Below are 12,279 nucleotides of genomic sequence, written 5' to 3' on the forward strand. Positions count from 1 at the left end.
ATGCCGCACGCCCGGGCAGGCAAGGATCGACATGTCCGCAAAGATGGGCGCATAGTGAACATCCGCCCAGTCCGGGAGCCGGGGGCAAGGTCATCGTGCTTTGTGCCAGTGTAACAGTCTGTCAGCTTGCGGCCCGGGATGCACGCGCGCATCCCCTGCCTCCAAGGCTTCCCGGAACCAATCAGCGTCGTAGCCGCGTTCCCCGGGCAGCCATTCGACATTGGGCAGGCGACGCGCCCGCGCTCCGATGCCGTCGCTGACCTGGCCGACCGCAATGATTAATTTGAGCGGTCGCCCCTCGCTGCCACAAGCGGCATGCAGCTTGGTGTTCATGCCGCCCTTGGTTCGAGAAATCAGTCGTCCACGACCGCAGTTAGATGTGCCTTCAGGTAGGTCGCGTCGATCATCGCAGTCTTCCCTCGCCGTGTCCGGCGGTCAATCCCGCCATGATCCGGGCCAAGACGGCCTTGCCGCTCCAACGTTTCCAACGGTTGCAGAGCGTCTCCGGGGATGTCGCGGCACCACTTGCGCCACGGTCCCCTTCAGCCATCAGGACCGTATTGCTGTGGAGCATCCCGCCAGCGCAATCCGCTGCGATTGATGAAGATAATGCGGTTCGGCACAGGGCGGTCATCGACCCGCGGCTTGCCATGGGACTTGGGGAAGCAGGGCTTCAGACGCGCCAACTGCGCATCGCTGAGCCCGAATAGATAAGACATGCCACCGGTACGGCGTTCGATCTTCAGCCGGAGAATCCTGGCACTTGGCTGACATCAATGGGTCCAGACCCAGGCTTCCGGGGGGCAATCCCGAACCGGCGGCCGCTTCAGGCCGGAACCAGCGCGCCCAGCCGCGCCAGCTCCGCAACTGCCGGAGCGGCGGCCTGCGACGGACCCAGCCGCGCCAGCCGGGCGGCAAACTCGTCCGCCGTGCCGGGCTGTGCCAGCGCGGCCAGCAGCGCCGCCGCCGGATACGGGCCGAGCCGCGCCAGTTGCGTCCCGTCCGTCCGAAGCTCCATGCCACGCGCCCATTGGATATGCCCGCCGGCCATCAGCGGGACCTGCGCCGCGACAGCGGCCAGGCGCAGCCGGCCGGGCGGCGGCGATGACGGCAGGGCAGGAGTCGCCGGCATCTCCTGCCAGAATGCCGTGCGGTGCCGCCCCTGCTCGGCATGGGAGGCTGCGGTTGCCGCCCGTGCCGCCGTGCAATCCGTCCGGTGCCGCAGCCGCAGGAACTGTTCTGCCGCGCCGCGCTCTGCCGGATGGCGCAGCCATGTGGCCGCCGCGGCTGCCCCCTGCGCGGCGCTGCGCAGCGCGTGGACCAGCCCGTGCGCCCCGACCGGATCGCGGGCCAGCGCCGCGTCGCCGATCCGGATGATCCCGGGCACGGCCAGCGGGTCCGCCGCCGCAAGCCCGGCCGGGACCGGCGTTCCTGTCTCGCAGGTTTCGGTTATTGGATGGCCGGATGCCCTGAGCCAGCCTTGCCGTCCGGCGGCATCCATCCCGGCCAGCGTGCCGGGCGCGGCAACGCGGAGTCCCTGCAGCTCTCCGGCGGCTGCGGCCCACCAGAGCCAGCCATCGGCCAGCGCGGCAAGTCCCATGCTGGGCTGCTCTCGGCGGGCGTTCCCTCGGAAGGGCAGGGCGGCGCGCGGCGGCCCTAGCGGCGCCAGGCCGCCTGCGGCGCGTCCCCTGGCGTCGAGGATGACCGCGGCCACGAGGACGGCACCGCTGCGGCAGGCGGCGCGGCCCGGCTCGAGCCTGTCGATGCGTTCCGCCGCGAGTTCCGCACCGGCGGCGAAGGCGGCGCGGCGCAGCGCGGCATGAAGGCGCGGCCGGGACAGCAGCAGCGGACCGGCATGGCCGAAACTGCGGATCTCGCTGTCGGGCCGCCAGGCAAGTTCGATGCGTTCCGCGGTCCCGAGGATGGCGTCCGACAGCGCCGGGGCCAGTCCCAGCTCGGCGGCCAGCCTCTGACCGGCGGCGGGCAGGCTCTCAATCCGCGGCGGGACGGGCGGGCAGGGATCGGCGAGCGTGACGCGGAAGCCCTGCCGCGCGAGGATTGCCGCCGCGGCGCAGCCGGCCGGCCCGGCCCCGGCGACCAGGATCTCAGCCATCGGCGAACCAGCCGGGCCGCGCCGCCATCAGCCGCCCATAGGCGCCGATCGCGAAATCCAGCCAGCCGCGCACGAAATCGCATGCCGGGCGCCCGGCATGCAGCACCTCGTGGTGGCAGCCGCCGCCGCAGAGCCGCCGGGCCCAGCAGGACGCGCAGTCCGCCTGTGCCTCGACCTGCCGCTCGGCGAGGAAGCGCTGCCGTGCCGCAACGTCCGGACCGCCCGAAAGATCGCCCATCCCGCCCAGCGGATCGTTCACGAACCGGTGGCAGGCGGCGTAGTTTCCCTCGGCATCGACCGCCAGGTAGTCGCGCACCGCGCCGCAGGAATGGCTGCGCGGGCGGCCGCGGTGCAGCTCGCCGAGCGCTGTGGCGAGATTGGCGAAGGCGTGGGGGCGGCCCGCGATCGTGGCTGCCAGCCAATCCTCCCCCGCGGCGGTCATGGCCTCGAGCAGCAGCGGGAATTCGGCTGCGCCGAGCGCGCCCGAGCCGGTGGGCGAGGCCAGCATCGGCGAGACCCCGACCGAGCCGAAGCCCAGATCCGACAAGGCCGCCACCGTGGCGGGGATGTCCAGGTTTTCCGGCGTCACCGTCACCCGTGCCGACAGCTTGATCCGGTCGGACCGTGCCGAGAGCGGACCCAGCCGCGCCGCCACCCGGTCGAAGCTGCCCGCCCCGCCGGCCATCGGCCGCAGCCTGTCATTTGCCGCCCGATCTCCGTCGAGGCTGACCGTCACGGCAAAGCGCTGTTCGGCCAGGAACTCGGCATCGGCCTCCCGCAGCAGCGTCGCATTGGTGGTCATGGCGAAGCCGACCTTCACCGCCCGCGCCCCGGCGCGGCGCCGGGCGAAGGCGACCGTGTCGCGGATCAGCCCGCTGGCCATCCAGGGCTCTCCGCCCATGAAGGCGATCTGGACCGTGCCGCCCGGAGGCGCATCGGCGACCAGCCGCTCCACCGCAGCCTTCGCGACCCCGGACGGCATCTGCCGCTGCGGCCCGCCGAAGGCGCCGCCTGCGGCATAGCAGTAGCCGCAGGCCATGTTGCACGCCTGGGACACGGTCAGCGCCAGCGCCCGGACCGGCGGCGGGGCGCCCTGTTCCGGCAGGGCAGGTTCCGCCGCATCGAGGCCGAGACGCGCCAGCATCGCCGCGGCGGCCCGGTCGCCCGACCGCAGGGCAGTTTCCATCTCCTCCGCCTGCGCGGGGGACAGCGCGTAGAGCGCGGCGCTTTCGGCATGCAGCAGGAGTGTCCCGGACAGATGTGCCAGGCGGCTCTGCAGGCGGGGAGGGGGGGCGCCGTCAGCCACCGCAGCCGCCCCGGAACGGCGCGAAGAACGGGATGCCGATGCGCTGCTTCGCCAGTTCCTCGCCCTTTTCCCAGAGCAGGTGCATGATGTCGCGCGCCTCGACGATCAGCGCCTCGGACGCCGCCCGGTCGGCATTGCTGCGGGCGGTTTCCGCCTCGGCGCGGTAGCCGTCCTGCAGTGCCGCCACCGCCGCTTCGAGCAGCTTGAGCGCGGGCGCCACCGCCGCGTCGCTTGGATCGGCAAGCGTCACCCCGCGCAGGTAGAGATGCTCCAGCTCCGAATAGGGGGCGAGGATCGCGTGGACATCGCGGAACTTGTGGTAGTGCTGCAGCCCGTCGCTGTCGATCCGCACCGCCAGCTGGAACAGCCCCGGCGGATAGCCGTCCTCCTCGCGCAGGTGCTTCACCAGCTGGGCATATTCGGTGTCGATGTCGCCGCCCGGCCGCTCCAGCGCGACGAACTGCTCGATGATCCCCGGCGTGGCCGGGTCGAGGCTCAGGCTGTGCTCCGGGTCGGCATGGCCGGATGTGGGACCGACCACGGGCCGGTAGGCCGGCAGCACGTCCGGGCGCAGGGCTGTCAGCGACCACAGCATCTGGTTGACCCAGCGCAGGTGGGTCATCTCGCTGATGGCAACCGACAGCAGGATCTGCCGCGCCGCGCGCAGGTCGTCGGCAAGACCCGGCCAGGCGGCGGCTTCGGCGGCGGTCACCTCCTCGGGCGCGCGGATCGAGAAGGTCGCGTAGAGATAGCGCAGCGCCAGGATGAATTCGAGCGGGCCCAGATTGTCCCGCAGGTCCGCGCAGATCGCCGGCAGCGAAGGACCGGCAACGTCCGGATCCGCGGCGGGAAGCTCGCCGTCGGGGGTGACATTCGCTTCCTGGCCCTGCAGCACGAAGTCGAGCTCCTGCCAGTGCAGGTTGATTTCGTAGGGGTCGTAGCGGTAGGGCCGCGCGCCGTCGATCGTGGTGGCTGCCTGCACGTCGGCGGCCGGATCCGTGCGGCGGCGCATCCAGTCCAGGAAGCTCACCGGCTGCAGCGGATCGGTCTCCGACGTGCGGTCGGGGATTTCCTGCCCGGATTGCATCCGGCCGCGGTCGTTCGGGTCGGGCACCTCGCCCAGCACGACGTCGGGGTGGTTCGAGGCCCAGTACTGGCAGGCGCAGTCGCGGAAATCATGCGTCCAGGGACTGCACATCGAGGCGGTCAGCTCGCCGGGATGGTAGACATCCGGGATCATCCCCTCGCCGTCCAGATAGGCGCGCCGCTTGCCGGTCAGCACCACCGGCACGCCCATGGGCTGGCCCTGCGGGTCGCGCTGGGTCAGCGCGATGGCCAGGTCGGCCTCGGCCGGATCGGCGCTGCGCTCGATCAGGCGGATGATCCACCAGGCGATCTCGCCCTCGTAGGGGGTGTAGAGCAGCGCGTTCTGCCAGACCGAGATGTCGTAGAGCTCGATCCGGCGGCCCTTCTGCTCGACATAGTGCAGGTACCACTGGCCGCTGCCCAGAGCCGAGCCCTCCGGTCCGTTCAGCTTCTGCGCGAGGTCCTGCACCCAGGGCCAGGCCTCGTCGAAAACCGGGTCGCCGGTGGTGTCGGCATAGACGAGCTGCGCCCCCTGCGTGCCGTCCGGCCCGTCCGGCGTCACGCCCGGAAAGGCGAAGACGAGGCCGGGGAAGAAGCGCACGTCGAGCTGGCGCAGGTCGAATTCCAGCCCCGGAAAGCAGTTGCCGACGCCGGAATCCATCAAGGTGGCGACGGAATTTCCCAGCACCGGCTCGGGATAGGCGGGCAGGTCCGGCTCGGCCTGGCGCGCGGCCATGTTCAGGGGGCGGATCTTGCGGTCGGGCGTGTCGGTCATGCCTCGTCTCCGGTCGGGGCTTCGGGCGCCGCGCGCCAGTCGGGATCGTGTTCGAGCTTGTCGAGATAGGCCATCAGCAGGTCGTATTGCCGCCGCGTGATGGACAGGGGCACGCCCATCGAGTGGCGCATGAAGGGCGGCATCCGCATGTCGTAGGAGGTGTCGGGCAGGGTGCGCGGATCGCGGAAGCGCAGAGGTTCCTTGCCGGCGCGGCCGGTTGCGGCCGGCACCTCGGCGGGCTTGGTCACGCCGGGCCGTGCGGGCAGTTCCGACACCCAGCCGAAGGGCGGGCGGACGATCTCGCGCACCCGGTCGGGACGGCGCGACAGGAAGGCGCGCAGCACCGGGCTGTCTGCCATCCGGACATGGACCTGCTGCACCACGGTCGTGTAGGGCAGCCGCTCCGACGCGCCGGACGCGGGGGCCAGCGTTGCGCCCTGTCCGGGCGTGTAGTCCGGCGTCAGATCGGCATAGGGCTTGTCGGCGCGGCGCATGCTTTCCGGACCGAGCCGCGGGCTGATGCCCTCGTCCCAGTTCGGATCGTTCTTGTTCCTCGCGCCGTGCATCCAGGCATTGCCCGACAGCGCCCAGTGCCGCCGCTGGTCCAGGTTGACGAGGCTCGCGGTCTCGAAGACGCGGCGGAAGAGGTCGAGGATCTCCAGCGGCGTGGTCTCGATGTCGAGCTTGGCGGGCGGTAGCTCGCGGTCCTCCAACTCGTCGCGGATCGAATACATCGGGCGGCGGTCCGGGGCGAAATCCGGCGGCCCGGCAAAGGCGCGGGCCTGCGCGACATGGAGCTGCCCGGCCACGGCCAGGCGCGCCTCCACCACCAGGTCGCATGTGTCGTCGATCAGCCCCCAGCTCTGGCCGGGATCGATCCGCGCACCGTCATAGCTGTCCATCGGCGTCGGCCATTTCGGCTTGCTGTCCGCGCCGAAGCTGTAGCCGAGCCAGGGCGAGCCGCTCGACAGGATGCGGTTCTCCGGCCGGGTCATGCGGTGGATGCGGCCGTACTCGGTGACATGCGGCACGAAATCTCCGGGGGCCAGCGGCGAGGCGACGGCCTCGGAGGCCTCGGGCGGGCCGAAGCTGTCCCCCTTGCCCGGGGTGAAGCGCAGCCGCACCTGGTCGAGCCGCGTGCGGCAGGACCAGTCCTCGTGGTTGGGCGCGAAGGTCTGGACATGGCCCAGCGGCAGCGGCGCGTCGGGGCGCACCAGCGGAACCTCGCCCTCGACATGCGGGCTGACCGCATCGAGCGGCTGCGGGTCGTAGTCGGTGGCGCGGAACACCGTGCGGGCGATGGCGGCATCGGCTGCCCGCTTGGTGCGCGCCTGCGCCTTGCGGTTCGCGGCGGTCACGGTGAATTGCAGCGCGCCGGGATCGGTCCGGTGCTCTGCCAGAAGCGCGGCAGTGACGGGCACGGCGGTGACCTTGCCCGAGCGCGCCTGCATCCGCGCCCAGAGCTCGAAGAACGGCGCGACCGGCTTCACCCGGTTCTCTCTGTCCTTGAAGGCGATCCGCTCCGGCAGCCGCACCTCCAGCTTCATCGGCGGATAGCCGGTGGTTTCCGTCGATACCGGCACCAGCGTCGGCGCGGGCTCGACCATGGTCTGCACGCCGCGATGCGGGTTCTCGTCGGTCTTCCAGCGGTAGGCGTCCAGCGGTTCCGGCGAAGCGCCCACGCGGGCGATGGCCATCGGCGGGTCGAAGAACAGTCCGATCATCCGCTCGCCCTCGGCGTCGCGGCTGCGCCAGGGCGCGCAGGGGCCGTCATGCGTGCAGGTCATGCCAATTCTCCGCAGGGCAGGTCGAGCGGAATGGACTGCTCGTATTCGAAGAGGTTGCCGGGATCGTGGCGGCGCTTTATCTCCACCAGCCGTTCGAGGTTCTCCCCGAAATACTGGCGCAGGAAGCCCGGATTTCCGCGGCGCGGATAGTTCTGGTAGCGGTGCCCGTCCGACATTGCCCCGGCGATCCGGCCGAATTCGTCGAGCCAGGCCGTGCTGGCCCCGCGGTGCGCGTCGAAGGTCCAGAACGCCCAGGAGAACAGGTCGAGGCTGGCATCGCGGTGGCGGTAGGCCATCTCGTCCGGGGCCGGCTCGTTGATTTCGCCGCCGTAGAATTCCGCGGCGATGAAGCAGGTCAGGTCGGGCGCCTTGAGGAAATGGTCGAGCATCTCGCGCCAGCGCTCGGCCGGATGCGATTTCGCGATGATCCGTCCGTCGACCAGCGGCTTGGTGTTCATCGAGACATTCGGCATGTCGATCCCCGGCGGGTCGACCGTGGCCAGCAGCGCCTCGTTGACCTCCAGGTAGCGTCCGGCGCGCCAGATCTCCAGCTGGCTCTTGCGGTCCTCCAGCTGTTCCAGGAGCGGCCCGATCGCCGCGGCGCATTCGGCCTCGGTGCCGTCATAGAGCCCGCGGATCAGCAGGAAGGGGAGCTGCGCGCCCGGCTGCTCCTTGGTCGGCAGGTACATCATCAGCGCCTGGTGGCCCATCTTCGCCGGTCCGGTGACCGCGTAATCGGCCTGCAGCTGCGCCATGACCCGCGCGGCGCGGGCGATCCCTGCCTCGTCGGAAAGCGGGAACTTCAGCCCGAAGGCCCAGACCTCCTCCAACGGGACAAGCCGGTACTCGATCTCGGTGAGCACGCCGAACTGGTTGCCGGTGCCGCCGCGCGCCGCCCAGAAGAGGTCGGCGTTTTCCTCCCGGTTGCAGCGCCGGATCTGCCCGTCGGGCGTCACCATGCGCAGCGACAGGACATTGTCGCAGTTCAGCCCGAAGATCCGCGAGGTGAAGCCGTAGCCGCCGCCCTGCATGTAGCCCGCGACCGCCACAGTTTCGCAGCCGCCGCCCGGAACGTGCAGCGAGTAGTGGTCGAGCACCCGGTTGAGCTTGTGGAAGATCGTCCCGGCGCCGACCCGTGCGGTGCGGTGCACCGGGTCGACCAGCACATGGTCGATCCGGCTGGTGTCGATCACGATCTGGTCGTTCGAGGAATAGCCGGCGGTGGAATGCCCGCCCGAGCGGGCGGTGACCTTCAGCTTCTGCGCCTGCGCGAAGTCGAGCGCGGCGATCACGTCGGTCTCGCAGGCGGCATGGATGATCAGCTGCGGATAGGCCTGGTAGCTGTGCATGAAGACCATGCGGTCGTCATTGTAGCCCGGATAGCCCGGCTGCTGCACGTCGCCGGCGAGCTTGGTTTCCAGCTCGGCAAGCGCTTCGGCGGAATAGGACAGGAGCCCGGTCTCCGTCCGCTGGTATTCGGTCCAGGGGGAGGGCCGTAGTTTTTTCTTTCGAAATCTGGTCATTGTCCTGCCAAGCGTCTCACGTCGGTCAATCAATGACCGGGACCCTAGCAGCGGGATCTTGGTTAATGAAAGGATAATTGACGTCCGGTCGCCGGGATTGTCGTCCGGGCCCGCCGCGCGGCGCCGGCCCGGCCACATTCCGGACGGCAGGGATCGACATCGCCGGAGGCAAGGTTCCATACTGCGCGCGGGGCAGGCCGGGGAAGGCGGGATTTTCCGGCGGCCCGTAGGAGCAAACGAAGGACGTCCAAATGTTCGATGCCATCCTGGTGGAGAAACCCGGCGACACCCAGACCGTGTCGCTGACGCAGGCGGAGGAGGCCCAGCTGCCCGAGGGCGACGTGACGGTCGACGTGGCCTGGTCGACCCTGAACTACAAGGACGCACTGGCGATCACCGGGCGCGCGCCGGTGGTGCGCAAGTTCCCGATGGTGCCGGGGATCGATTTCGCGGGCGTGGTCGCCGAAAGCTCCCATCCGGACTGGAAACCGGGCGACCGGGTCGTGCTGAACGGCTGGGGCGTGGGCGAGACCCATTGGGGCGGGCTGGCAACGAAGGCCCGCGTCAAGGGCGACTGGCTGGTGGCGCTGCCCGAAGGCTTGAGCATGCGCCAGGCGATGGAAATCGGCACGGCCGGCTACACCGCGATGCTCTGCGTGATGGCGCTGGAACGCCACGGTGTGCTGCCGGAGTCGGGCGAGATTGCGGTGACCGGCGCCGCGGGCGGGGTCGGCAGCGTCGCGACCGCGCTGCTTTCGAAGCGCGGCTACCAGGTGGCGGCCGTCACGGGGCGGGCCTCGGAGGCGGAGTACCTCAAGGGGCTGGGCGCCGCCTCCATCGTCGGCCGCGAGGAACTGTCGGGCAAGCCGCGGCCGCTGGGCAAGGAACGCTGGGCCGGCGGGGTGGATGTCGCGGGCAGCACGGTTCTGGCGAACCTGCTGTCGATGATCCGCTACGGCGGCACGGTGGCGGCCTGCGGCCTGGCGGCGGGGATGGATCTGCCCGCGACGGTGGCGCCCTTCATCCTGCGCGGCGTGACGCTGGCGGGCGTCGACAGCGTGATGTGCCCGATCGCCCGGCGCCGCGAGGCCTGGAGCCTGCTGGCGGCAGAACTGGACCTGGACAAGCTCTCGGCGCTGTCGGTGGAACTGCCCTTCGAGGCGGTGATCGAAACCGCGCCGAAATTCCTCGACGGCCAGATCCGCGGGCGCGTGGTCGTGCCCGTGGCGCCGGATCTCGGCTGAGGGCACGCGGTGGCGATCGCGGTTGCCGGCCCGGAGGAGATCGGGCAGATGCATCTCCAGGACTGTCCCGGCTGGTTCTACCTGCTGCGGGAATACGACATGCTCTACCGGCACGGCTCGTCGGGGGGCAGCCGGCTGATCCGGTCGCACCGCAAGCGGGTGCGCGACCGGCTGTCCCATGTCATCGACGCCAATCCCGCGATCCTGCCGCGGGCGCCGCAGGAAAAGCCGGTGACCGCGCATCTGCCGCGGGCGCTGGATCTGGGCGAACGCGGCGCGGTTGCGGGCATGGCACGCGCGCTGTCCCGCGTCGCGCCGCTGCTGACATGGGAATACGGCTACGAGAAGGTGCCGAAGGCGCTGGCCCGGAAATACGCCTACTGCGAAATCCTCGGCCCGCGCGGCCCGGTATTCTGCGACGGGCTGATCCTCGGCTTCGTGCTCTTCGCGCCGAAGACCACCTATCCGCAGCACAGCCACCGGGAGATCGAGGAAAGCTACGTCTCGGTCGCGGGCGCCTGGTCGGAGAACGATGCGGCCGTGCATGCGCCCGGATCGCTGATCCTCAACCGTCCGGACCAGGAGCACCGCATCACCACCGACGACCTCGCGCCCTGCCTCCTGGCCTATGCCTGGACCGGGCCCGAGACGCGGCTGCATGCGCCGGGGATGAAGCTGAGCGCGACCCGCAAGGCGCGGATCGCACAGGGCATCTGACAGCCGCCCCGGCGGCCGGACCGCCGTGGCGGCCATTCTCAGGCGCGGCCCGAGAACAGCTCCTTCTTGACGATGGCATGGACGCCCCAGTTGCCGTCCACCACCTGGGTGATGCCGAAATCGACGCCGACGGACATCAGCGAATGGGTCTCGTCCTCGGTCAGCCCCTTGGTGGTCATCAGGAACTTGCGCATCTTGCGGAAGGCGTCGCGCATGGCGTCGTCGATCGAGCTCTTGCCGTAGATGTCGGACTGCGCCGTCGCGCCGAGGGTCCCGAGGTAGTTCGGCACCGAGAAGCCGTGTACGACCCATTCCGACTGGGTTTCCAGCATCGGGTGGTCCATTTCCTCCAGCGGCGTGCCGGCGAGGTCAGCCTTCTTGTGCAGGATCAGCTGGAACGTGCCGGTCAGCGAGCATTCGATCGCGGTGCCGCAGAGCTCGCTGTCGCCCTGGCTGGCATGGGGGTCGCCGACCGACAGCAGCGCACCCTCGACCGAGACCGGGTAGTACATCACCGCGCCCTTGCCGATCCGCCAGTTGTCGACATTCCCCCCGGTATAGCTCGGCGGCACGGAATCGACGAAATCCGCCTCGGCGGGCGCGACGCCCAGCGTGCCGAAATGCGGCCGGATCGGGATGCGCACGCCCTTGAGCACGTCGTAGTTGCGGCTGGTGAGCCCATGGTCCACCGGCACGCCGGGATAGTCGATGGTCGGATGGGTCACGCCGAACGGATCGGTCTGCGGCACCCACTTGAAGTTGTAGACGGCTTCCGCCCAGTTGCGGTCGCCGCTGGCATCGACTTCGTAGATGGTGATGACCTCGCGCTTCGCGCCGTTCAGCATGTCATTGTAGTGGTATCCCCACCAGGCCGCCGCGTTCGAGCCGAAGCTCTTGCCGGTGAATTCGGGATTGGCGCAGGGGCGCGGCTTGCAGTCGAGGATGCGCACCTCCAGCACGTCGCCGGGCTCCGCGCCGCGGACGTAGACCGGGCCGGTGAGGATGTGCACGCCCTGGCCGTCGCCGGACCCGACCTTGTATACGGCCGGATCGGTCGAGCCCGCGCCGCGGCGGTCGACGCCTTTCTCGGTCGCGGTCCATTTGTAGACGCTCTCGGCCCCCTCGTCGCCCTGCACCATGCGCTCCAGGTCGTCGGCGGCATGGTGGGTCAGCGTTTCGATCGTCACGTAGTCGCCGCTGTCGACCTCGACCTTCGGGGCCAGCGTCTTCGAGAAATAGCCCCAGTGCACCGTGTCGGAATTTGCGGGCAGGTAGTGGTAGGACGGCGCCGCGGGCGCCTTGGCCGCGCTGGTCTGGGCCAGTGCCGGGGTCACCAGCGACAGCCCGCCCGCGGCGAAGCTGCCCGCGCCGATCAGTCCTGCCCCCAGGAAGCCGCGGCGGCCCGGGTTGATCTCCTCCTTGAACTGCCGGAAATGCGCCTCGAAATCGGGGCAGTTGACGTCGTCTCCCATGCACATGGCTGTCTCTCCTGTCGGTTTTTTCTGCTGTTGTTCCGCCAGTAGCGGGCCGCCGCGGCCGCGGGGCAAGCTTTGCCGCGGATGCCGGAATCGCCGGTGTCCGGGGCAGAAAGCTGCGCGGTGGCAAGGGCTTGCGCTGCGTCTCCGGGGCGGTGCCGGACAGGCGCTGCGTCCCGGGGCAAGGCTTTGTGCATCTGGCGGCAAGGCGCGGACCCGCCGCTGCACAAGAAAGCGGCAGGCCCGGCGGGGC

8 protein-coding genes and 1 pseudogene are annotated in these 12,279 nt (G+C 70.1%); 2 read left to right on the top strand and 7 right to left on the bottom strand.

Annotated elements, in window-relative coordinates; all coding sequences use genetic code 11:
• Positions 1-125: 125 nt before the first annotated feature.
• From HCC78_RS23120 to HCC78_RS23145, 6 genes and pseudogenes are all read right to left on the bottom strand, one after another.
• Positions 126-719: pseudogene (locus tag HCC78_RS23120) on the bottom strand (IS5 family transposase); the annotation flags it as partial.
• A gap of 107 nt (positions 720-826) precedes the next feature.
• Entirely contained in the window at positions 827-2,113 is a 1,287-nt protein-coding gene (locus tag HCC78_RS23125) for an NAD(P)-binding protein (protein WP_172331155.1), read from the bottom strand.
• Entirely contained in the window at positions 2,106-3,419 is a 1,314-nt protein-coding gene (locus HCC78_RS23130) for a radical SAM/SPASM domain-containing protein (RefSeq protein ID WP_172331156.1), read from the bottom strand. The genes HCC78_RS23125 and HCC78_RS23130 overlap by 8 nt, the downstream gene beginning before the upstream one ends.
• Positions 3,412-5,280 (bottom strand): ferritin-like domain-containing protein, encoded by a 1,869-nt coding sequence (locus HCC78_RS23135; RefSeq protein ID WP_172331157.1) that lies wholly within the window; start codon positions 5,278-5,280, stop codon positions 3,412-3,414. The genes HCC78_RS23130 and HCC78_RS23135 overlap by 8 nt, the downstream gene beginning before the upstream one ends.
• Positions 5,277-7,067 carry a hypothetical protein gene (locus tag HCC78_RS23140; RefSeq protein ID WP_172331158.1) on the bottom strand — a complete coding sequence of 597 codons (1,791 nt, stop codon included), beginning with the start codon at positions 7,065-7,067 and terminating at the stop codon, positions 5,277-5,279. The genes HCC78_RS23135 and HCC78_RS23140 overlap by 4 nt, the downstream gene beginning before the upstream one ends.
• Positions 7,064-8,590, bottom strand: a complete 1,527-nt coding sequence (locus HCC78_RS23145; RefSeq protein WP_172331159.1) for an FAD-binding oxidoreductase — start codon at positions 8,588-8,590, stop codon at positions 7,064-7,066. Before HCC78_RS23145 ends, HCC78_RS23140 begins: the two co-directional genes overlap by 4 nt.
• A 251-nt stretch (positions 8,591-8,841) precedes the next feature.
• Here HCC78_RS23145 and HCC78_RS23150 point away from each other — a divergent pair, with 251 nt between their 5' ends.
• Positions 8,842-9,834: an MDR family oxidoreductase gene (locus HCC78_RS23150; protein ID WP_172331160.1), complete on the top strand. Its 993-nt coding sequence runs from the start codon at positions 8,842-8,844 to the stop codon at positions 9,832-9,834.
• 48 nt (positions 9,835-9,882) lie between these two features.
• On the top strand, positions 9,883-10,551 hold the full coding sequence (locus tag HCC78_RS23155; RefSeq protein ID WP_172331161.1) for a dimethylsulfonioproprionate lyase family protein: 669 nt from the start codon (positions 9,883-9,885) through the stop codon (positions 10,549-10,551).
• Positions 10,552-10,589: 38 nt separating this feature from the next.
• On the opposite strand, the gene HCC78_RS23160 is transcribed toward HCC78_RS23155, so the two are convergent.
• Positions 10,590-12,029 (bottom strand): acetamidase/formamidase family protein, encoded by a 1,440-nt coding sequence (locus tag HCC78_RS23160; RefSeq protein WP_172331162.1) that lies wholly within the window; start codon positions 12,027-12,029, stop codon positions 10,590-10,592.
• Positions 12,030-12,279: the final 250 nt, after the last annotated feature.

Source organism: Mangrovicoccus sp. HB161399 (genome assembly GCF_013184745.1).
Lineage (GTDB): Bacteria > Pseudomonadota > Alphaproteobacteria > Rhodobacterales > Rhodobacteraceae > Mangrovicoccus.

Excerpts from the sequence above, each read along its gene's own strand:
- HCC78_RS23125 (WP_172331155.1), bottom strand. The coding sequence starts at position 2,113 with ATGGCTGAGATCCTGGTCGCCGGGGCCGGGCCGGCCGGCTGCGCCGCG.
- HCC78_RS23135 (WP_172331157.1), bottom strand. The coding sequence starts at position 5,280 with ATGACCGACACGCCCGACCGCAAGATCCGCCCCCTGAACATGGCCGCG.
- HCC78_RS23140 (WP_172331158.1), bottom strand. The coding sequence starts at position 7,067 with ATGACCTGCACGCATGACGGCCCCTGCGCGCCCTGGCGCAGCCGCGAC.
- HCC78_RS23145 (WP_172331159.1), bottom strand. The coding sequence starts at position 8,590 with ATGACCAGATTTCGAAAGAAAAAACTACGGCCCTCCCCCTGGACCGAA.
- HCC78_RS23150 (WP_172331160.1), top strand. The coding sequence starts at position 8,842 with ATGTTCGATGCCATCCTGGTGGAGAAACCCGGCGACACCCAGACCGTG.
- HCC78_RS23155 (WP_172331161.1), top strand. The coding sequence starts at position 9,883 with ATGCATCTCCAGGACTGTCCCGGCTGGTTCTACCTGCTGCGGGAATAC.
- HCC78_RS23160 (WP_172331162.1), bottom strand. The coding sequence starts at position 12,029 with ATGTGCATGGGAGACGACGTCAACTGCCCCGATTTCGAGGCGCATTTC.